Source organism: Paenibacillus sp. FSL H8-0104 (genome assembly GCF_038050215.1).
Taxonomy (GTDB): domain Bacteria; phylum Bacillota; class Bacilli; order Paenibacillales; family Paenibacillaceae; genus Paenibacillus; species Paenibacillus amylolyticus.
In genome coordinates, this window is sequence record NZ_JBBOTC010000002.1 from 121,011 (window position 1) to 143,403 (window position 22,393).

Annotated in this window: 15 protein-coding genes; 10 read left to right on the forward strand and 5 right to left on the reverse strand. The window is 41.8% G+C overall.

Features of this window, described 5'->3' with window-relative positions; translation table 11 throughout:
- Nucleotides 1-129 precede the first annotated feature (129 nt).
- The 9 genes from NST38_RS31070 (at nucleotide 130) to NST38_RS31110 (ending at nucleotide 16,667) form a co-directional block, all read left to right on the forward strand.
- Nucleotides 130-5,361, forward strand: coding sequence for a hypothetical protein (locus NST38_RS31070; RefSeq protein WP_341344382.1), 5,232 nt, complete (start codon nucleotides 130-132; stop codon nucleotides 5,359-5,361).
- 277 nt (nucleotides 5,362-5,638) lie between these two features.
- Nucleotides 5,639-6,778: a WxL protein peptidoglycan domain-containing protein gene (locus NST38_RS31075; protein ID WP_341344383.1), complete on the forward strand. Its 1,140-nt coding sequence runs from the start codon at nucleotides 5,639-5,641 to the stop codon at nucleotides 6,776-6,778.
- 83 nt (nucleotides 6,779-6,861) lie between these two features.
- Nucleotides 6,862-7,434, forward strand: coding sequence for a hypothetical protein (locus NST38_RS31080; RefSeq protein WP_341344384.1), 573 nt, complete (start codon nucleotides 6,862-6,864; stop codon nucleotides 7,432-7,434).
- Between the two features lie 13 nt (nucleotides 7,435-7,447).
- Nucleotides 7,448-10,600 carry a hypothetical protein gene (locus tag NST38_RS31085; protein WP_341344385.1) on the forward strand — a complete coding sequence of 1,051 codons (3,153 nt, stop codon included), beginning with the start codon at nucleotides 7,448-7,450 and terminating at the stop codon, nucleotides 10,598-10,600.
- A gap of 113 nt (nucleotides 10,601-10,713) precedes the next feature.
- Entirely contained in the window at nucleotides 10,714-11,262 is a 549-nt protein-coding gene (locus NST38_RS31090; protein ID WP_341344386.1) for a hypothetical protein, read from the forward strand.
- Nucleotides 11,263-11,275: 13 nt separating this feature from the next.
- Nucleotides 11,276-14,446 carry an RCC1 domain-containing protein gene (locus NST38_RS31095; protein ID WP_341344387.1) on the forward strand — a complete coding sequence of 1,057 codons (3,171 nt, stop codon included), beginning with the start codon at nucleotides 11,276-11,278 and terminating at the stop codon, nucleotides 14,444-14,446.
- A gap of 602 nt (nucleotides 14,447-15,048) precedes the next feature.
- Nucleotides 15,049-15,174, forward strand: a complete 126-nt coding sequence (locus tag NST38_RS31100; protein ID WP_341344388.1) for a hypothetical protein — start codon at nucleotides 15,049-15,051, stop codon at nucleotides 15,172-15,174.
- A 363-nt stretch (nucleotides 15,175-15,537) separates the two neighbouring features.
- Nucleotides 15,538-16,164: a hypothetical protein gene (locus tag NST38_RS31105; protein ID WP_341344389.1), complete on the forward strand. Its 627-nt coding sequence runs from the start codon at nucleotides 15,538-15,540 to the stop codon at nucleotides 16,162-16,164.
- A gap of 77 nt (nucleotides 16,165-16,241) precedes the next feature.
- The gene (locus NST38_RS31110) at nucleotides 16,242-16,667 is read left to right on the forward strand and encodes an HU family DNA-binding protein (protein ID WP_341344390.1); all 426 of its coding nucleotides are present in this window, start codon (nucleotides 16,242-16,244) and stop codon (nucleotides 16,665-16,667) included.
- Nucleotides 16,668-17,075: 408 nt separating this feature from the next.
- On the opposite strand, the gene NST38_RS31115 is transcribed toward NST38_RS31110, so the two are convergent.
- The 4 genes from NST38_RS31115 to NST38_RS31130 all read right to left on the reverse strand — a co-directional run bounded on the left by NST38_RS31115 (nucleotide 17,076) and on the right by NST38_RS31130 (nucleotide 20,209).
- The gene (locus NST38_RS31115; protein ID WP_341344391.1) at nucleotides 17,076-17,522 is read right to left on the reverse strand and encodes a hypothetical protein; all 447 of its coding nucleotides are present in this window, start codon (nucleotides 17,520-17,522) and stop codon (nucleotides 17,076-17,078) included.
- Between the two features lie 661 nt (nucleotides 17,523-18,183).
- Nucleotides 18,184-18,708 (reverse strand): hypothetical protein, encoded by a 525-nt coding sequence (locus NST38_RS31120; protein ID WP_341344392.1) that lies wholly within the window; start codon nucleotides 18,706-18,708, stop codon nucleotides 18,184-18,186.
- Nucleotides 18,709-19,296: 588 nt separating this feature from the next.
- Nucleotides 19,297-19,611 (reverse strand): LPD11 domain-containing protein, encoded by a 315-nt coding sequence (locus tag NST38_RS31125; protein ID WP_341344393.1) that lies wholly within the window; start codon nucleotides 19,609-19,611, stop codon nucleotides 19,297-19,299.
- Nucleotides 19,612-19,759: 148 nt separating this feature from the next.
- On the reverse strand, nucleotides 19,760-20,209 hold the full coding sequence (locus tag NST38_RS31130) for a hypothetical protein (protein ID WP_341344394.1): 450 nt from the start codon (nucleotides 20,207-20,209) through the stop codon (nucleotides 19,760-19,762).
- A gap of 787 nt (nucleotides 20,210-20,996) precedes the next feature.
- On the opposite strand from NST38_RS31130, the gene NST38_RS31135 reads away from it, so the two are divergent.
- Entirely contained in the window at nucleotides 20,997-21,596 is a 600-nt protein-coding gene (locus tag NST38_RS31135; RefSeq protein ID WP_341344395.1) for a hypothetical protein, read from the forward strand.
- 95 nt (nucleotides 21,597-21,691) lie between these two features.
- Here NST38_RS31135 and NST38_RS31140 read toward each other — a convergent pair whose 3' ends face one another.
- Nucleotides 21,692-22,294 (reverse strand): lysozyme, encoded by a 603-nt coding sequence (locus NST38_RS31140; RefSeq protein ID WP_341344396.1) that lies wholly within the window; start codon nucleotides 22,292-22,294, stop codon nucleotides 21,692-21,694.
- Nucleotides 22,295-22,393 lie beyond the last annotated feature (99 nt).

Below are 22,393 nucleotides of genomic sequence, written 5' to 3' on the forward strand. Positions count from 1 at the left end.
CAAATGCAAGGATACAAGGAGCGAAAGCTCCTTTTTTCTATGGTATAATATACCTACATAATTAACTTGAAAACGCTGAATACAGAGCGATACGAATGCAATATTGGGTATGGAAGGGGTTTGCGAACCATGATTGGGCAGTATGGAAAAAATACAAACGATAGACGTTATCGCGATCTTGCGGAATACATAACAATGCGAATGCTTACTCAGGTTGTGCCGGACTTAAAACAAAAGGGAATCACGGTCACTGCGTCAATGATGCAGCGTTTTCGAGATGGATGGGAACGAAATGGTCAGCCGCTTGATTTTACCACCATGCTCGTGAAACCGAGTGATGTCGTACGGTTGCTACGTGGAACCGGGGCTACTTCGTTCGGAGAAATGGGTGGAAATGACTCTCTTGAAGCGGGTGTGAAAGATTTTTGGAAGAAATGCGTTGTGGAATATGACAATGCAGCAGCACAGGGCAATTTCTTACACGTCGTAACGGACCCTGAAATTCGTCAGCATGTGCTCCGTAATGGACAAGGCCCGATGAGTAAGGCTTTCTTTGTTCATCGGGAGAAATCTCTTCGGGAGATGAACCCAGGAGATCCGGTTACGCTCTATGATCGGGTAGACACGACGTATCAATATACCAGCCACGTTACAGGCGGCGTAGCACCAGAGCGTGTCCAAGTGAGAGCGGAGCAACCAGCTTCCAGTCCAGCAAGCGTTCCAGCACCAGCAGTTAGTAATAATCAGAACCTGAACGAATATGTGACCGAAGAGCGGCTTCTTGGCTGGGATGGTGGTGTTTTTGAGGATAGGGTGTATCGTGGGCTCCGACATATTATAGGGGCTTATATTACAAAAGCGGATGCATTGGAAGTGGCAAAGAATATCGACAGCCATATGTTGTTCGATGCTGAACTGGCTCACAACAGTGCAGACCTGCTGAGACACATGCGCTCGAATGGATACGATTTCAGTGTCCGGGATAACGGCAACCGAAATCAAATTGAGGTTCAAATGACGGTCGGGAATCGAACAAATGTCCGGGTGTTTGATCCGGAAGCGAACGGCAGCTATATTGGCCGGGTTTACGACGCATCGAACGCATACTACTTCAATGTAAAAGGTTCCAGAGACGTGAAACAAGCCACAAAGTTTACGTCTGCTGATTCCATTGCGCTTCTTGATTACGTGACAGGGAACAAAGCGGGTCGTGTAACGAAATCGGTTAGTACAGATTCGAGTAGCGTCCAACTTACGGGTGTGGATTCAAAAAAATCCCTGCAAGTAACGCCAATCGCAGGACGGTATCGTTCATTTGTTTTTGGTAACGAGGTTGAAGCTCAAGCGTATATTGAAACCGCAATAGCGGAAGCTCAGCGTTCAATTAACAATCAATTTAAAGCGCACGAGCTTCAAGCGTTAATTGATAAAGCTTTAGATGATGAAGAGATGTTGATTACAGGTCCTGAATTCCAAGGTGAACTTGAGACATTGTTCTCGGCGGACGACATGATTAAGGAAGCGCAGGAGCGAGCAGCGATGATGGCGTTCCATTCGGAACATGGTGGCCGGGATTACCTGGAGCGAGTGCAGAATGAACTCGTCGGTAGCTACGGTGAGGGATTTAATCCGGAAGTTGTTATGAATCACATGATGCAAACCGATCGGGGCAATGAACGAGATGCGATGATGTCCGCGCTAAAGATGGTGCAGTATGATATCTCGAAAATTAAGGGTAACGATTTTGCGGTTGGTGCTGCTCGGGATCGGTTGATTGCATTCAATGCTAAAACAGCTAAGACCCTAGATGAACTTGAAGATCCTATGCTGAAACACGCGCTTCAAACCGTACAGGATACGTTGAAAGAGAGCGGAGTGACCGGCGTTGAAGGATATGAGACACGTCCCTCGGTAAAAATTGACGAGAACGGCATCATTCAGTGGGAAGGGAACCGGCGTACGGGTTCCGCTAAAGAGATGCAGAGATGGCAAAAAATTAGTGGTGAAGTCGGGCAGGTTTTCGTTCCGAATGAACATGGCATCATCGAAACCAAATTCCAAGGCGGCAATAACTATGGGATTGTGCCTGGATATACAGGGTACTTCTCTTTTGAAGGTGAATACGAAAACCGGATGAGTCGTTTCCGGGTCAAAGGTTTTGAACATCACTTAACAGAGAAAATTCGTGCGCAGGTTACGCATCAATTGACACGGCCTTTTAATAAAACGATCAATAATATTCCGACAACACTGGATGCAAGTAGCATCAATGGATTGTATCACGGAGATGTCTACGGTAAGCGCGTAGAACTGGATTTCATGGAAGTGAGCCAGCTCAATACGAAAACCAAAGAAGCCATTCTGAAGACTCTCTCGAGTCGTGTTCGTTTCAATAATCAGTTTTCGGATCATGCAACGACGAGTGCAGAGACGCAAGCTAAACGAGATCAGGGCGCTGGTGATGATTTGGCATCGTTCAGTTACTGGAAAGCCGCTGGCGAAACGAATATGCGGGTATTGAGCGAAGACCTTGAGAATTATGCCGACATGACGATGACGGGTACCGGCAAAACGCAAGGATTGATCTGGTATTTGGCTGATGGCGTTCAACTAAACCCTGATGGAAGTGTAATTCCGTCTCAAGGGATCACCACGGAAAGTGAAAAAATCATTCCGGACAAAACGGCGCTTCAAAAGCTTCCGTATTTCGATAATAAGGCACATAATGCATGGGATCGTAACCAGATGTCCTCAAATCAGCTGATGACGGCACTGAAGGTCGATGAAGGTGTTGGTACGGCTCTCATGAGCTTTGGCGGTTGGACGTTTGACGACAGCTATGCCGTATCCAAAGAATTTGCGGAACGTAATAAGATTTTCGGAAATACATCCAATGATGAAAGCATGCATGTGTTAAAAGAAACGGTTGCTCACATTGCGAGTGGCGGAGATAAACTCGATATTTTGAATGGTACGGGAATGATCTGGTCGGACGAAGTGCTGGCTGAAGGAGTCCGTGCATGGAGCGCAGGTCTAGACGAAGATGTTTCGTTTGATGCTTACTTGGAAACACAGGGTCGATTTCGTCCATTGCAACGTGGAGACAAGTTGTCTGATTTCGGTGGTAACAAAGGTACGATCGGTATCGTGATCGACCGGCATATGCCGGATGATGAAGCGAAAGCGCAGAAGCTCGACAAAGAAGTTCGGTTCTTGCGAGCGAATCCGGGTTTGGATGTTGTGAGTGCTCCTTATTCTATGCTCTCGCGTCATAACGCAGGTGTTGTGAAAGAATTGATGAGCGGGGACGTAAAAGACCTGGTAGATCCGGATACGGGCGAAGTATTCAAAGGAGCGATGGGTCAACTCAACATCATCGTCACGGATATGAAGGTTGATGATAAGACGCATGCATACAGCCGGGAAGACGTACTAAGTGGGAAGGGTCGTAAAGCAAGTGGACAGCTTGCCTGGGCGCTTCAATCTAAACATGCGACAGGAATTCTAAATGAGATTTACGGACGAAATGATGCAGCATGGAGCACGTACCGTGAGTATCTCATTGCAACGGGTTTAGACATGAAGGCGGACGGGACGATCGTTAATGATTACCAGCCACAAGCAGATGAGGAGCGAAATCATTTTCAGTTTGATACGAATACGGAAGCATCCAGCTTCCTCGACCAAATTAAGTCACAAGGTGGCTTCCTGGATATACCGTTTGAGGTTTCGTTCCAGTCAGGTGAAACAACATCCAGTATCCCGGTGTTGTCTGCCAGCTTGCGGCAGAATGTTGAGTTGATAGATGGTTCAATGCGGCGTTCTGATTTTACGAACTATTATGCAAATATCTATAAGGCGGTTGGAGAATATGAAGCATCCGGCGATGATGAAGGTCGCCGCAAAGCTCAATTGAAGGCTCAGGAACAGTTCGATAAGATTCAATCGACCATTATAGACCGTCAATTCAATGGTGGCCATAACGGTAAGCATAGCTTCCTTCGGGAAAAGATTATGGGCAAACGCCAACATAATTCGGCAACGGGCGTCGCGATGGTTGATCCCCGCCTTAAAATTGGTGAAGGTGCTATGAACCAAGAGATGATGGATGCCTTGGGAGCTAAAGAAGGGGATGTCGTCATGATGTGGCGTGACCCGGTTTGGCGCGATGGTGCAATTCGTGCAATCACCGTCGTTAAAGATGATAGTGTGCATGGTGTGGCCATCAATCCAATTGCAGATAAGTCTCATGATATGGACTTTGATGGTGATTCCGTGGGATTGATCAAATTTGATACGTCAGCTGCAAATCAGGATCTTGTTGAGAAGTTCTCCCATTGGGCGAATATGATCGATAAAGGTAATGGTAAAGAGCAGTTGTATTACCAGACTGGTATGGATTTGGCTTCAGCTGAAGCGAGAGCGGCTAAACTTGGCGACAATTCGCCGAAAGAACTGTACGATCGGGCGGAGAAAAATGCGAAATCCTCTAATCCTAAAGTGCTGCAACAATCCCTTCGTGATTTAACAGCATACAGTCACAAATGTTTCCGTGAACATGGCTTTGGTGGCGACTTCGTATCGCTCGTAGATGACAAGTCCGTTTATCGTTCGTTTAAGCAAATGGTTGATAACGGGGCGAAAGGGAATCCGAAAAAGCTTGAGGATTACATGAAATATCATATGGGCGCAAAAACGGATGCGGACGCTCGCGGAATCCAGTACGCAACAGGCGTTAAATCTGATGATACGGGCCTTGCTGGCGCATTCAGTCAAAAGCTTGTTGCGATTATGCGTAACGATAATATTAAGGCTGCGCTTGAGTCGATGTATCCGTTGACACAAGGTACGCTGCAAATCAAACATGATGCGGAGCATGCGAGAACGGTCAATGAGATTCTAACCGACGACATGAACAAAACGTTCCGGGGAAAGGATATCACCAAACCGAAACGATCGCTAACGCCAAACATGTTTAAAGCGCAGCTCACTAATATTATGGAGAATAAAATGAAGGTTGACGTTAACGAAGAGTACATTCAAGCCGTTACAGATACGCTGACCTATGAGGGACAGATTATTCCGCTCAAAGAGGCTATGACAATCAAAGGTTCCCCGATGGATCGTGTAGCATATGGCGGGGGTTATGAGGAGCTGAAGCGACTTGCGATTAATGGTGAATCACTCCTGCAAGGAGAGCAAAACAAGTTGTTTGCTCCATTCTCTATGCGAAATGCGAATGAGCAGACGAGGCTTGCGAAGAAGGATACGCAGCGCGTAATTAAACCATCCATCGCTACGCCGAGCTTGGAGTTGGACTCGAATGGTGCGGATGTAGAAGAAGTAGGAATGAGCCTTTAGGATTTGAAAAAAAGCGAGCTGGTGAAATTCCATCCGCTCGACTTTTTTTTGATTTATATTTATTGAAAATATTAATAAAACATTGTATGAACAGTGTTTTTATAAAAATATTTATTTGATATTCTCTAAGGGGGATAGGTTTTGGATCGTAGTGGTGAATAGGCGATTATCCGGTCCCACCGACCGACTCGTTATTGAGAAAGAAAAAGAACGTATCACCATATAAATGTGAGGCCATAAGCAAGCCCGCCCGGTTTTCTAAAGAAAGGAGAATGAAATGAAATTTTTAAGTAAATATAGCCTGCTTCTATTTTTTTTCGTCTTTTTATCTATCGTTGTTCTGCAAAAGCAGGCAAGCGCCGCTTCCAATGTGGATTTTATTATTTCACCAGTCAAGGAAGTTGAGCAATCAAGCGGGTATTACCGAGACAAGGTTAGCGGAGGGGAAACGAAAAAGTACACCTTTTATGTGGAAAATCTCATCAAAGAACCGATTGATTTGTGGATCTATCCTGCAGATGCAGTCCCTATGGTTAACGGGGGGAAAAGCTTCATGTTAAAAGGCGAGAAAAATACCTCAGTAGGTTCCTGGATATCCCCATCTAAAGAAGAAATGGTCCATTTAAAACCCCTTGAAAAGAAAAAATACGTCTACACGGTCAACGTACCTAAGGATCTGAAACCTGGGGAATACGTTGGTGGTGTCGTAGCGGAGCAGATTCCAAAAGAGGATCAAAAAGCAGTTGAAGCCAGCAAAAACCAAGCAGTCCTTTTGATCGAAAGAATCCCCAGAATAGGGGTACAGATTGTGATGGAGAAACAGAAAGAGCTGGCTGTTCAAGATATGAGTATCGATGATTTTAAGCACAGCTACATAAGTAACGGTTACTCACAGCTGACCGTCAAACTGACAAACACTGGAACGGTCCTGCAACGACCCAATGGTGTGATCATCATTCGTGACGCCAACGGTAAGGGGATTTACAGCCAGGCTTATGATGCTGGCGCTAGTGAAAAGTCAATGTACGCCGGGAAAACGGCTGATATGGTCTATTACGTTGAAGACCAAATCCTATGGCCTGGTGAATACAGTGCCTACTTTGAAGCTAATTTCAACGAAAAAAAGGTGTCTCGAACCTTTAACTTTACGATCACCGAGGCGGACGCACAGAAGGCACAGGAAAGCCTAAGTAATGCAGGGTTATTACAAGGACGTGGCTTAATGGATTGGCTGAAGAATCATCCATGGGTCATCTTTGCTGCAGCTGGGTTACTTTTACTCATTTTAGGGCTGTTTATCTTCCTCCTGATCCTTTTACTCAAAAAGAAAAAGAACGAAAAAGAAGAGGAAGTTAAGAATCGCCGGCGGGCAGCTCGTCAACCAGTACGTCGTTCTACTCGCCCCCCTCATCACTAATCTTTTCTCAGAAGGGGGGGGATTTAGATGTGATGTTCGATCAGAAGTTGAAGGAAAAGGACAAAAAAAGGGGATGTGCGTGCATGAAACGATTATTGGTTTCTGGTTTGGTAGTTCTTGCTTTGGCGCTACCAACTGTTGTCTCGGCTGAAGACATCGAAAAAGAAGTACAAGTGACGGGTGGCAATCTGTTGGTGACACAATCGAAACTGGACTTTTCAGATATTACTCTTGCTGTTCGTCAGCAACAAAAGTCTCAAGCAGTCGTAACATCACGAGTTATTGACAATCGGGGCAATGGTCACGGTTGGAGCGTTAGCCAGTCTGCTACTGATTTTGTAACCACTATTAATGGAGTAAACTATTATATTCCTATTGATTCGGTAAAAGTGACGGCAACATTGAAAAATACGATCTCAGGAATACCACTTGACTTCACTCATGGTGGCCATTTAGCCAAAGATCAAGCGTTATCGCATCAGGCAACACCAATATTCTCGGCCGACGTAAGCACGGGACAAGGAGCTTATGACTTTGAGCTTCTTTACTCTCTTTCACTGCCGCAGATTATAAAAGCGGGAGATGGAAAAGAAATCGGTGTTATTGCTGGAACGTACCGATCTACAATTACGACTACAGCTACATCGGGAATTTAAAGGAGGGTGAAAAGTGAATAACATTGAGAAGAAAGATAGAAAGAAATACACCATCCGTGTTGGATGGAAGCGAAGTCTAATTGTGACACTCGTTATAGCTTTGCTAATAGGAACATTTTCCTTCGTAGATTTTGGACCAAAAGCGCAAGCGGCAGAGTACAGTAGAATTATTGGGGTTGAAAACTATGACGAAGGTAACGGACAATCTACTGCGGGAAGAAGTTTTAATTTCCTAGAACTTGAAGGGGGTCGCAGAGTAGGTTTGAGCGGCTCTAACGCAAGTCAGCCTTTGCAGGGGGATTATTTGAAGGTTAGAAGGTATAGTGAACCTTTCACTATCTCCAAACCTAAACACTTGTATATAGACTCAAGTAATGATCTCTTTTATCAGGAAGATACAGGTACTCCCAAGAAGATGGCTTCGGGAGTAAAAGATTTCCAAGGATATAACTACTACACTGGTACAAGTTTTGACAGCTTCTTCGCTCATAAATTGGACGAAACAGTAGAAGCTTGGGGCAGAGGAACTAATGGCCAACTTGGCATAGGTTATAGCCAAGATAAAACTGTGGCTACCAAAGTGGTAGATCCTACTGACCCCACAGAAGATCTCAAAGGCATTAAAAAGATGATATCTCTTTCAACTATCACACGGAAAAGTGCAATACTTTTAGTGGGAGACGGAAAGGTCTATTTGATAGGCACGGCTTTTGGGAAGGATTCCTTGATTAAAGCAGTACCTGTAGATGTAACCTCTATTTTCCCTGCATTTGATACAGCGGACGAGTTTGATATGTTCCGTATAAATGGAGAGGACAGTTCTAAAGAGGAAGTTATGCGGGTCTTTGAGATAAAAGGCAAGCAATACACCTTAAGAGATTTGTCAGTGTATAATCCTGAAGTTGCAAATACTTATGAGACCGAGACGGCCAATTTCTACCCTGTTCCAGACGGAATAGATGCTAGGAACGTAATCAAGATCTCTAATCAGGTGACAAATCCTCACTCTGGCAAATCAGAAAACCGTTATATTTTAGTGCATTTGTCAGAGAGCAAGGTTCTTACTCTCTGGGGCTCTCCTATAGAGCAATATTCAGATGCGTATAAGTTCGTGACTTCAGGTACCGCTACTTTTAATTCCTCTCCACAGCAAATAGCCACAGGGGTGGATTATTTTTCAGCGACAAGTGGAGGGCACATTTACTTTGTTAAAGGCGGGAATTTGTTTTATGTAGGGACCAACCAATTAAACAATTCTGGACTTACCGGAGGACCTTTCCTTACTCCCATAAAGATAGTGGGTCCGGCCAACGAACTAACTGATCTTAAAAAGTTCTACCACACCAACATGGGTAACTACTACTTGAAAAAAGATGGAACATTGCTCGGTTGGACTACACAAGGGGCTATTTTTACCCACAAAAGAAAATACATCGATTTGATATCGTATAGAGATTCCCCTAGTGGTCTTACGGTGGTAGGGCTGGGGGAAGATTTCGGATTATATCGGATGTGGAGTACTTCCGAGTCAACTGGAAGCCCAATGGCGACAGGAGTAGCTCCTAAAGATTATATTGCTCCAGTCGTCAAACCAGAAACTCCGATCTTAACAACAACGTCGCAAGACAAATTCGACCAGTTTACGGTCTCCGTTAATTATGGGACTAGTGCCGATTTGAATGTCAAAGAATACCGAATCAATGGTGGTGCGTGGACGCCTTACACGGATGAGTTTGTTATAACGGATACTGGCGCTGTAAGAATTCTAGCAAGATCTGCGGACAACAAGGGTAACATTAGTGATGAAGGTGTGCTGCAAATCGTAAGTAATCCTATTGTTATTAGTGCAGGAGAACCAAATGTTACTAAGGTTTCAGCTAATGAGTTTAAAATAAGCGCACAAGCAACAGGCGCTGTTAAAATACAAGTTAGAGTTGATGGTGCGGCTTGGCAGAATCACAACAGAGCAAATAATCTTTTGCTTGATGCAGGTCAACATACCATCGATGTACGGCTATTAAATGCGAGAGACGAAGAGTTGGTTAACAAGTCCTTCACAGTAACGGCAGATAGTACAGCACCTGTGGTTGTCCCAAAACCTACTGTAACTCAAACAGGACTGAACAGTAGTTTTAGATTGAACCTTGATGTTCAATACGACACATCTGCAGGAGAAGCGCAATATTCCGTAGATGGTGGTACTTGGGCTACAACAACAGGAACAATTTCTGTTTCAAACGATGTACACACTGTACGAGTAAAAGTCGTTGCAACAGACGGTACGGAAAGTGAAGTTGTTGATTTCGTGACAACTAAAACTGACCCTAAAGTAGCGATGGATAATGACACTCTTGAAATAGATCTGGGCGTTACTGCACCTGATCTTAAAATATACTACAAAGATAATGTGAATGGTGTCTGGACTGAATATACTGGACCAGTGACTTACCCGCCGGGAACTTATACATTTGATATAGAAGTTCGTGAAGACACTTCTGGCGATGTTGTTTATAGTGGAGGTCCTTTCACACTTGTTGTGCCTGATCCCAATACAGGTAATCCAGGTAACGGTGGCACGACACCAACACCAGATCCAGGTACCGGCACGCCGGTTGGACAAGAAGATGTTGATTTCACGGTAAATAGCGGAGGACTTAGCTCACGCTTCGAGGGAGCAGACCTCTCAACGATCATTATCGACAACACTAATCCGTACCAATCCATTAATTCGGTCAGCCGTGCTTTGCTGGAGGACAGCCGAGGAAACGGAAAAGGGTATCAATACAGTTTGGATGTGACCGATTTTGTGTCAGATCCAATGCAGGATAACTCAACAAATTCGCAAAATTTGGTTGTCAGCATTCCGGCTAATTCGTTGTCGGTCGACGTTCTTAATTCGAAAACCCTGAATGGACCGCCAGCTGAGTTGTCCAATGTTGGAAAACATGTGTTCACTGGTACTGGTCCTGAAATGTTGGCCACGGCTAATTCTTTTGAGGGGATGGGGTACTATGAAATTCCGCTTAACTTTACGTTGAGTGTCCCGGATCGTGTCAAAATCACCTCATCCGGATCTGGGAGTAAGTTTATTCCGGGAGAATCTACTGGTCTTATGGCAGGTATTTATAAATCGAAATTCACCTTTACACTCTCATCAGGTATTTAGGACCCTGCTAATTTAAGAAGGGAGGTGGACCTATGTGATGTTAGTTCAGGAAGCTGACGGTGTTGGACTAAAAAAGGGGATGTGAAGGTATGAAAAGATTATTGTTTTCTGGTTTGTTAGTTCTTGCTTTGGCGCTACCAACCGTAGCCTCGGCTGAGGACATCGAAAAAGAAGTACGGGTGACGGGTGGTAATCTGTTGGTCACACAATCCAAACTGAATTTTGCGGATATTAATCTCGCAGTTCGTCAACAGCAAAAGTCTCAAGCAGTTGTAACAACGCGAGTTATTGATGATAGGGGCAATGGTAATGGTTGGACAATAAGTCAGGCTGCTACTGATTTTGCAACAACGATCGATGGGAAGGAATTCTATATCCCTATTGATGCCGTAAAAGTGACGGCATCATTGAAAAATACGATTTCAGGAATACCACTTGACTTCACTAATGGTGGCCATTTAGCCAAAGATCAAGTGTTGTCGCATCAGTCTACACCAATATTCTCGGCCGACGTCAGCACGGGACAAGGTGCATACGACTTTGAGCTCCAGTACTCACTTTCATTGCCGCAGATTATAAAAGCGGCAGATGGAAAAGAAATTGGAGTTGTTGCAGGAACGTACCGATCTACAATTACGACTACGGCTACATCGGGAATTTAATGGAGGGTGAAAAGTGGATAACACAGAGACGAAAGATAGAAAGAAATACACCATCCGTGTTGGATGGAAACGAAGTCTAATTGTGACTTTGGTTATAGCGTTACTTGTGGGGACTTACTCTTTCGCCGATTTTGGACCAAAAGCTCAGGCAGCAGAATATGTTAAAGTAGACAGTGTTACCCCTTATACCGACGCTTACAGTGGGCCTACGGTTGGTTACTCCTTCAATATGAACGATGGCAGTTATTTTCAGGTTAGTTCGTGGAATTTTTACATCGGCACAAGTTTCCCCGCCGGAGTAAAAAAGGCTAAAGCTCTCAGCGGCCCTAATAATATTTATCTGACGGATACAGGAGAGTTGTGGTCAGGATCTCCCGCGGTCAAAGTGTTAGATAATGTCAAAGACTTCGAGGTAATGGCAGAAAACGCACAGAGCCTGTATACAAGTTATTTTGCACTAATGAATGATGGAACTGTACTTGCTTGGGGCAAAGGTACTTCCGGGCAGTTGGGTATCGGGTATAAGCAGGATAAAACGGTTCCAACAGAAGTTATTGACCCCGAAACCGGTGATCCGATGGAAGGTGTTAAGAAAATCATTTCTAGCGCGTCCGATAACCTCCTCCTAATTAAAGATGGAAGTGTGTACATGGTAGGTAATATCTTCCTGAATACTACCAGCTTCACAACAGCGGCTCCTGTAAAAATGAACGCTAAATTTCCTGCGTTCACGACAGCGGATCAATTCGAAATGAAAGCTGTTGAAAACAGGACTGCTTTGAGAGAAGGAAACCATTTTTACGGTAACTCTTTCGGAGGGTCTCAGGAAGCTTCTAGAAGGGTGTTTGTTATTAATGGAAAGTCGTATTCTCTGACAAATTTCTTCGCTTACGATAAAAGAGACATTTACTATGGCTGGGGAGAAACATACCATAGCCAAGGTTTGATAGAACTACCTGCGGACATCAAGGTGGAGAATCTGGTTAAGATGGGAGCTTACAGCTTTCAAAGCTACTCTAAGAATGATTTAAACGTAAGTACAGGCTATCTGAATCTTGATCAGGGTAAGCTGGAGTACTGGGGAACTACTTTTGCCTCTTGGGGTAAGCTTCCTGCCAATTTTTCCTCCACAAGAATGCAGATAGCCACAGGAGTTGAGAAGGTACAGGGTACAGGGTTGGGAACCATAATGTTCCGGAAAAGTAATGGAAATCTTTATGTTTCCGGAACAAATTATGAGCGTCTTTCTGGCACGTCAGACACTTTACCTGCGATACCCATCCGAGTTACGGGACCGGAGAATCAGATAAAAAATATCAAAGATTTCGGTATTAAAGTGTCAACCTCTTCATACTCCGACAAAAGTGTCTACGCTTTGCAAGAGGATGGTACAATGCTTACATGGAATCAGGACGGTGCTGTAACGACCTTGCCTGACAAGTATTTGTCGATGTACACCATGAGACAGAATGAAGAGGGTCTAACAGAAATCCTAGCTATCCGGGAAGACGGAGCTCTGGGGAGATTTGATAGGTATTCTACGAAATTTGTTCCTTATACAAATTCTCCGGTAGTCTATCCTGCAGATTATGTTGTTCCGGTAACCAAGCCAGAGACTCCAGTTCTTACAACAACGTCTCAAGATAAGTTCGACCAGTTTTCAGTATCTATTAATTATGGAACTAGCGCTGATCTTACTGTTAAAGAGTATCAAATCAACAGCAAAGGGTGGACTCCTTACACAGGTGAGTTTGTAGTAACCGATACAGGTTCCGTAAGAATCTTAGCTCGTTCTGCAGATAGCAAAGGTAACATAAGCGATGAAGGGGTCCTCCAAATAGTAAGCAACCCTATTGTGATTGATTCAGGGGAACCCAACGTTACCAAGGTATCTGCAAATGAGTTTAAGGTTTCTGCAAAAGCAACAGGTGCAGTTAAAACTCAAGTTCGAGTAGACGGTGCGGCTTGGCAGAATCACAACGTAGCTAACAGCCTTTTGCTTGACCCAGGTTCGCACACTATCGATGTGCGATTGTTGAATGCGAAAGATGAAGAACTAATTAATAAGTCCTTCACTGTAACAGCAGATGATCCTACTCCGGTGATTATAGCTAAACCTATTGTAACTCAAACGGGACTGAACAGTACGTATGGGTTAAACCTGGATGTCCAGTTTGATAGTGCGGCAGGAGAAGCTCAATACTCAGTGGATGGCGGAACATGGACAGCAACCACGGGGACAATCTCTGTTCTGAACGGTGTTCACACTGTGAGAGTAAAAGTAGTTGCAATTGACGGAAAAGAAAGTGAAGTTGTAGACTTTGTAACTACTAAGGTTGATCCTAAGGTTGAGTTTGACAATGGAGACTTTAAGATTGACATTGGTGTAATTGCACCTACTTTGAAAAATTACTACAAAGATAATGTGAATGGAGTTTGGACTGAGTATACTGGTCCTGTAACTTATCCGCCTGGAACTTACACATTTGATGTAGAGATTCGGGAAGATGCTTCTGGAGATGTTGTATACGTTGGAGGACCGTTCACACTCGTTGTGCCTGATCCAAATACAGGTAATCCGGGTAACGGTGGCACAACACCAACACCGAATCCAGGTACCGGCACGCCGGTGGGACAAGAAGATGTTGATTTCACGGTAAATAGCGGTGGACTTAGCGCAAAATTCGAGGGAGCGGATCTCTCTACGATCATCATTGACAGTACCAATCCGTACCAATCGATCAATTCAGTAAGCCGCGTTTTGATTGAAGACAGCCGTGGTAACGGTAAAGGTTATCAGTACAGTATGGATGTGACTGACTTTGTCTCTGAATCCATGCAAGATAACTCAACCAATACACAAGGCCTTGTCGTGAGCATCCCGGCGAATGCATTATCCGTGGATGTGTTAAATACTAAAACGATTAACGGACCGGCTGCGGAGCTATCTAACGTTGGTAAACATGTCTTCACGGGTACTGGCCCAGAAATGTTAGCCACGGCAAAAGCGTTTGAGGGTATGGGATACAATGAGATCCCACTTAACTTTACGTTGAGTGTTCCCGACCGTGTGAAAATTGTTTCCTCCGGAACTGGAAGTAAATTTGTTCCTGGAGAGTCTACAGGTCTTATGGCTGGTATTTATAAGTCGAGGTTTACAATCACCCTTTCTTCAGGTATCTGATTTAGATAGGGGTATTCATAATCAGCAGATTCCGTTGAAGCAGAATCCTCAAATCATTGAAAAAACCGGGTTGGTGAACAAATCACCAACCCGGTTTTTGTTATAAAATATATGTAAAATGATAAAAAACGATGAATGCTCGCGTATTAGCAGTACGAGTACCATATTAGCGCAGTGAATAGACATGTAATCAAAGAACTGGATAGCAATGGCTTGGATCAATTTTATAATACATATCTTAAAGAAGTGAAGGAGTAGTCCAAAAGTAGAGGGTGGATAGTTGGAACTTTAGTCCCTGTGAGAATGAAAATACAGGTTTGTGGAACTATTCGCCAACCTGCTTTTCACTAATGTTATAATAGAAAAGTATCAGAAACGTTGTACACACAGTGTTTTTGTTAATATTTATTTGTGGTATACTGTTAAGGATCTAACAGCACTTTAATTTGATCCGATTTAAAGTCTATTAAATAATGAATGACACATACAAATGAAACTACTAATCATTAACCGATTTAATCAAGGAAGAAACCAATAGATAAAATATAAGTCACTTTGTCAGCAGGGGAAACTGTCCTGAGAGCAAGAGAGAAACGGAACACGTGTCAGTCCAGAACTATAAGATGATGATGACTAGTATACAGAGAGTGAATTGGTTGAACGGCACCAATGGACTGATTAAGCTTAACGAGTTGGAGGCCGGATCAGGTCACTTTTACATGGATTAAGAACATTAGTTAACGAGAATGAAGGCGCAAGAAAGCTTTTAAACTGACAAAACCGGTCACATCTTGAAGGTAGGTTTTATATATTTCTCTTTATTATGATAATTACACTATCTGAAAAATTCACATATATAAACCATAAACCCACAAAAATTCGTCTCAAAGGATAAGTTAACACCCAAAATATCCCAGAAAAATAACGGCTAAAATGTTGTATATATGGGAGTTTCCTTCATGCTATACTGAGTTGAAGTGACAACTAGAGACTACAAGATGGGGAAAATTCAAGAAATAATACGCTTTTATTCGGCAATATTCGACATGGATTCGACATGAATTCGACAATAAAAGGAGAGTTATGGTAGCATGACGATATTGGATATGTCGCCAGAAATTCGGGTCAAGAACAATTATGAGTCGCTTTATTACTCAGTTGACTCAAACGATCCAGAAGTCGATGAAATTCTGCGTGAGCAAATTCAAAAAGCGTTTATTGATCACGATGTGCTCCTATCGGATCGACCAAGCCAAGAATTACTCCGAGAAGTAATGCTGGACGCCTACAGAGAAACCATGAAAGAATTGGGCGGATCAGAACCGACAAAGTTACAGATGAAAGCATTCACGCATGAATTTGATCGTTTCACCAAGGATCACATTGATTTCTATGAGGGAACGTTTAAGAGGTATGAAGCGAAGTATCAGGGGGATACCGTGGATCTAGTAGCTGATTATGAACGAACTTTTCAAGGTCAAGAAGATGAGTTATCTATGGTGGTAGGGAAAACGAATAAGGAAATCGAACGTATACAAACAGATTCAAAAATGTCGTATATGGGTCACGTACCCCAAGCCACTGTTCCAGTCGCTCATTTTGATTACGAGCCGGCAGCTTCAGGATACATTCGTAGTGACGAAGAAAAAGAGATTAATTCTAATCTTCAGTATGCTGTAAATGATCAGGAATTGGAAAGCGACGGACCTGAGGTTTAATGTAAATGTATATTTTTTCGTGATAAATTTAATACTTATAAAACAGGAAAAACACTGGACTGAGAGGGGTTTAGTTAATGAAAGAGAAAAACATCAACGAACATGATGATGAACTAGAAGTAGAAGAAGAAGATGATTCTCCGAAAAGTAAGGGTAAGAAGTATGGTATCGGGGTTGAGAGAAAACAAAATTATATTATCGAGAGGGCTGCAGAAGAATCTGGAATTCATCCAGATACGGTTAAAACTTCGTGGGAAGCTTGTTGGGCAGTGATGCAGGATGAATTGGAAATAGGTAACTGGGTAAAGTTACACGGAAAAGGACTTTTCTATTTATCAAAACGCAAATCAAGAATAGGAAGAAATCCTTCAACATTGGAAGAATTCGAAGTACCTGAAAGGGAAGCTATGGCTTTCCAAACGAGCCCAGCATATGCGAAACGCTTGCGTGAAATTCGTGCTAAACGCAGTCGTGCTAAAAAAGAAGATTCTACACAGAACTGATACCTTATAGCGTGCTTATGTATCGTGACTTGTATTCTTTGGAATGTGTGGTTTGGGGTGTATTAGGCAAAATCTATAATTCATTCTCGAAAAAAATGGAAATTTAATTTCACTTTTTGCCAAGTTTGAAGTATTTACTGGAAGAATGAGGTAATGTGAAATATATCCCTACCATCACCAGAGTGAAGAAGGGTTGACGGCAGTAAACAACTAGCGAATGCATCTAGCAGTACGTCACCGTTTACATATTTGGCTGTTCGTGAACTCAAAAAACGAACCGGGTATGGGTTCGACTTTTTCTAAAACGTAAAATGGCATTAACTTGACGGTTACGTATAGTAGGGATTGCTCCCAGCTCAAATGTCGATGCCTCGTAACAATAGGGGACAGATCAATTGGGATACCGTTTCAGTACCCTGAATTAGCGTGAGACGATATCACAACCGCCGAAGTCACCGCATGTGGGTACATTCCATCGTTTGAGATCGGCTTTCCTGACAATGAGGGCATTCGATTATAATCTTCTTGAGCCCATATGTGAAAAGGCCGCAAATTCACGGAGATATGCATAACGAATGAATTAGGATATGCCTCAGGCGAGCAGGAAACATTTAGGAGAGCTGTATAGCTTTGCGATCCGGAAAGAAGGATCGAGATTTGTGAAAATAGTTCATTGGATTTGACTAAACGTTTTTCACCATCTGGTCTACGAGCCTTTTTCGCACTTAAATGCGTATCTGGTAGGGCGGATGTACCAACCTGTACAATGAATCGATAACGTCCCGATTTTACGTGTTTATTTTTGTCCAGCGATGAGTTAATGTAACCGTAAATCACTGCCTCTTGATTGTCCATTATTCGGTGCTCCTTTGTTTTTTAAAGTTCCACTTTTTTCGGCTATCCAGGTTTACCAGAATAACTTGTTTAACGTTCAAGAGAGTGAAGGCTTAACCTCAAAGAAGTCACGGGTATGGCTGCTTGCTGATCTGATATCTTTTTGGTAAACGTCTGAATACAACATTGAGATCAAAAAAAAGACGAACCCGTGAATGGGTTCGTCGTTGATATCAAGAGACTCATGAACATTGTACTTTTATCACGCAAAAAAATTAGCCAGCATATAAGCGCTGGCTTTCCATTAGAGAACGTTTATTTATTTATCACTGAGGAATGACGGCATACCATAGTTTGTGGTCTGGATTACACCCCACAACGAATAAACGCTGTTCTTTGTTGTTATACACAATTTTAAATATGTACTCCATCTTTTCTTCTCCAGCTAGTAGTATTTGACGGTTTAGATGTTTCCTGGTATCTAAGCGGATAGATCGTTTCTCTTTTATGACAGTAAATGTATACGACATTATTGTGAAACGCGATTGTTTAAATTTTTTTGCCGGCTAATCGAATATAAAACCTTATCAGTAAGTTTCATCAGGTTCTCCTTCTCATAGGTCCTTGTATCCGCTGTATGTAGCACACGTGCTATAACTTGGCCAACATTGAAGCGGGGTGCTTATCCATTAATGGTGATCAAGAGATATATCAGATAAGTAACACAACTTAGCATAAAGATCAGTCCAATGGGTATGCCCACCCGACTTATTTTGCTGATAATGATCTGTTCTCTGACTTTACGAAGATCATAAGTTAATTTATTCCTTCTGCAGTAATCAGCTGCAAATTTATCAGCATCAATCTCTTTGGGGTTAAAGAAGTAGGTTAACCAATACAATATGCGACTAAAAAATGCATGGAACCGGCTTTGTTTCTTCGTCGGTAGTTTGTAATTAAAGCTCGTATGTGAATACTGATGCTGCCAGGCATGACGAAGCTCATGAGCTGCCGTAGAGATAGAATCTTTGTTTTTCAGCACAACTGTGTTCTCACGATTTTTCCAGAGATATGCACCACGGTCTAATGAACCATATATTTTCGCGGCTTGCTTAGCTTCTTCGCCATATAATACGGGTGGTGAAATAGCTAAATCGTACGCTATGTTATCAAGATGTGCCTCAAAAAAAATATCATTTGATACCATAAAGTTTCCTCATCTCTTTTATATACTGAAGGTTCTTAAAACGATTTTTTTAGGACAGGATCTTTTTCCAAAGGACTCTATCTGCCCATCTAATAAATTCGTTCTCTGAAGGGTGTGAAAGATGTTCAAACATGCTGCTAAACATTTCTTTAGTTAGCATGTTATATCCGGATTCGTCCGTTTCTCTTATTTCATTAAGTACTTGATGGAATTTTTTTGCGATTTTCTATTTTTTCGGGAGTGAATACTCGACTACCTTTAATCTTCTGTCCTGTAAAAGCCATCATATAGCCTCCATTTGTTTAGGATTGGTCCAAACATTGATTTATTCATTATTCCGTCATTTCAGCCTGTGGTCTACATAATTAGTTCGGATCATTCAACATATTATTCGGTTATCCAATTTTACCAGGATAACTTGTGTAAGTTTTGATGATAGGGGAGGGCCAAACAACGAGAGTGGTAAGGAGAGGTGTGAAGTGCTGCAGCTGAGTACATTAGACCGGGATAATTCGAATACATCGAGTTATCGAAAAAAAGACGAACCCCTGTTGGGATTCGTCCGGATCTCGACAAACATAAAGTTTATTAGGATCTCTTCCCAAGCAATGAATTTGGCTTTTCATGATCCTCAAAGCCATTCCACAATTTCTTCATTTCTTCAATTGTGGCCTTTTTTCCGCTCTCAGAGAGTCGGTATGCATACTTGCTTTCAAGATCTAGATGGGTCTTGCAATCGTTCTGAAGTCTGTTTAGCATCATGCTTTCGTACTTTTTTTGATTCTTTACAAAAATAACAAATTCTCTTCGGATAGGAGAGTTTGGTTCCCCCTCAAAATCTTTGCCTGCCGAATACAAAGACGGCGTTTCACGATCGCCTAACTCAATATCTTTCCACAACATTTCGTTTTGGTCTTTGTAGACTGGACGATCCCAATCATCAGTTCCAATATAGTGTAATTCGAAGTATGTAATCTGCAATTATCTTTTTGGATGCAGACAGAAAGATGGGGATTAAAAAAGGTGCCCTAATAATGGGCGCCGTATTGACTTAAGCTTGTGACGTTCTTGTCGGTTTAAACAGGTTTGTTGTAAAGATTATTACCATTGCAAAAAGAGGAAACGAATAAAGTTCAGGATGAATTACAAGGGAGTAGATAGGGAATACGAATGGGGTAACATACCTACCTAGTAGTATTGTTACTTTTAGTTTGGCAAATCTCCCGCGGAATACATCTCCTCTTAAAACATCCAAAAAATTAAGGGTAAAGACTATGTAGGTATTCATTAATGAAATAAGTAAAGCAAAAGTAATCATCAAGCTACCCGGCCCCAATTCATACCATTCATGAGGGTTGTTCTCGAACATTTTTTTGGCCGAAAAACTAAATGAAAATGAAATTGCAAAGTTGAGTCTTTGAATCAAAACTAAAGTTGGCTGTTGTTGCAACAATTCTTTGACAAACTTTTGAGCGTTACGTTTCTGAAATTTGAATGCCATTATTCTGTTCACCTCCTAGCGTATATTACGTTGAGTTCATTATAAAAGTTTCGACATATGTCATTCATGGCATCTCCTTTTGTACTTGAATTTGGTTTATATTGAGTGTTGTATGTTCAGAGCACGTCACTGACGATTATCGGTCGCTATCACCCTCCTTAATTTTGATTTTATACTCATGGTTAGGGGTGATAATTACAATTTGTATCACTATGGCTACCTGAATTTGATTTCCATTTGCATTTTCTGTATTTCTTGCGCGTTTGAATGCTTCCTCTTTAGTACCTGTAACATCTTGTATCCAATTTCCTGATACGAGACCATTCTTACTTACGCTCTGTAACGTTTAAAAATGAAAATTTATTTACATGTAATTCTCCTTTTGTAATTTTATCTTGAAAAAAATGAAGACCGTGAGAAGAGCGGGAATTTCCCTTGATAGCAGACGAAAAAAAGACAAACCATAAACTCAGTTCGTCTTAAGTGTAATTAAATCTTAAATTAATGTAGCATTCATTTAATCGGCGGGTGTAGCTGCTTGATTTATTTGATTATATAGGGGGAGATTGTGAGGCTTATTCTTGAATTTCGATAACATAAAGTTAACTATTTCCATAAATGTTGTAAATATTATGTCACTCATCGCCTCAATTGCTCTGATATAATCCCCCTAGGTAGGAGAGAGAGGGGATATAGTGCTAATGAGCTGCTGCAGTACAATCACAATCGGAACAGAATACTGAGGCAATAAAAATATCACCCGTATTTAAAAATGGGAGTGTGAGATATGAAAAAAACATTATTGGCTTTTATTATTATAATGATGATACTGGCATCGGCTTGTGGAAATGCTAAAACGACTTCAAATCCTAATGCATCTAGTGAGCTTACACCAGAGACTGAACAGTCTTTTGCTTCGGAAAACACATCCGATAATTGTACTGTAGATCGTATAAGTTTGGAGCGTGAAACTCAAGAGTATTTCTATGGAACCTGGAAAGTTGAGAAGCTTTTGGGATTTGCAAATTCATATAATGATGCTTCTGAATATCCAACAGGGCAAAAATTTATTGGCGATGAAATTATCATCAATAAAGACTTCTTTTCAACTAAAGGACTTAAAAACTATAGTAAATATCAATATGAACTAAAGAATCCATTATATGAAGTTACAACGGCATGTGATAACTCTGACTCATTCTATAGGTTATATAAAATAGATATCCCAAACTTAGATAACAATGATGTTATAAAGGCGATAGAGGTAAGTGACCCTTCTACAAAAATAAGCATACCTGTAAGTTTAAGCTTTTTTGTTGTTAACAACAACAGGCTTATATTATTGTCAGAGGGAACTATTTTTGAGCTAAAAAAAGTTACTGAATGAAAAAGCTATACAAAAGATCTTTGCTAATATCCAGGAAAAAAGAAAGGTCAGCCTTCAAGGCTGACCTTTCCTGTTTTAGTTGCATAACGATTTAATTATAGTGAATATACTGGATATTTGTGAGTGTAACCCATGCCTTTACAAAATAAAGTTGCTTCTTCATTTCTTCGTCTCGTTAAGTTTCTATCATATGCAAATGCTTTGCTGACTAATTTTGAACAATTATCGTTTTCTACATCTGAACGTGGACCTTGAAAAGACGAATAAATCAGTTTGTATGCGAGCAGAGCTTTTACATCACTGGTATTAAGCACCCCAGGGCCTGCGTTAAAAGTTAGTGAAACAAGTGCATCAAATTGAGATTGTGTCAAAGACATCCCTGCAGGAAGTGTCACATTATTTACTGCTGCTACAGCACTTGCAGTATCATTAGTGAAAAATACATTTGCCTGAGACTGAGAAATTGGTGAAGTATAACCTAGATTTAGAGAGCTTGATAGAGTATTAGCTTGTGTTTGGGTTAGAAGAGAATCATTTGGATTACCGGTTGTATTTTTAGCATATGTTTTAGTCTTTGTTATCAGATGTCCCCATCCAACGGTTGGATAACCATAAGGATCTCCATAAAATTTCAAGGAAAATCCTTCATGCGATTTGATAAGAGTTGCTCCACTAGTACCTAAAGTTTTATTTGCCATAGTAATCACTCCTGAAGTTATTTTTAGTAGAAGAACAATAGGGAGGAATCATAGCCAGAACACTATTCCCAAGTTTTCTGCAATGCCGTATTGCCTTCA

Excerpts from the sequence above, each read along its gene's own strand:
- NST38_RS31080 (WP_341344384.1), top strand. The coding sequence starts at position 6,862 with ATGAAACGATTATTGGTTTCTGGTTTGGTAGTTCTTGCTTTGGCGCTA.
- NST38_RS31130 (WP_341344394.1), bottom strand. The coding sequence starts at position 20,209 with ATGGCATTCAAATTTCAGAAACGTAACGCTCAAAAGTTTGTCAAAGAA.
- NST38_RS31075 (WP_341344383.1), top strand. The coding sequence starts at position 5,639 with ATGAAATTTTTAAGTAAATATAGCCTGCTTCTATTTTTTTTCGTCTTT.
- NST38_RS31070 (WP_341344382.1), top strand. The coding sequence starts at position 130 with ATGATTGGGCAGTATGGAAAAAATACAAACGATAGACGTTATCGCGAT.
- NST38_RS31140 (WP_341344396.1), bottom strand. The coding sequence starts at position 22,294 with ATGGCAAATAAAACTTTAGGTACTAGTGGAGCAACTCTTATCAAATCG.
- NST38_RS31135 (WP_341344395.1), top strand. The coding sequence starts at position 20,997 with ATGAAAAAAACATTATTGGCTTTTATTATTATAATGATGATACTGGCA.
- NST38_RS31115 (WP_341344391.1), bottom strand. The coding sequence starts at position 17,522 with ATGGACAATCAAGAGGCAGTGATTTACGGTTACATTAACTCATCGCTG.
- NST38_RS31110 (WP_341344390.1), top strand. The coding sequence starts at position 16,242 with ATGAAAGAGAAAAACATCAACGAACATGATGATGAACTAGAAGTAGAA.
- NST38_RS31120 (WP_341344392.1), bottom strand. The coding sequence starts at position 18,708 with ATGGTATCAAATGATATTTTTTTTGAGGCACATCTTGATAACATAGCG.
- NST38_RS31105 (WP_341344389.1), top strand. The coding sequence starts at position 15,538 with ATGACGATATTGGATATGTCGCCAGAAATTCGGGTCAAGAACAATTAT.
- NST38_RS31125 (WP_341344393.1), bottom strand. The coding sequence starts at position 19,611 with ATGTTGTGGAAAGATATTGAGTTAGGCGATCGTGAAACGCCGTCTTTG.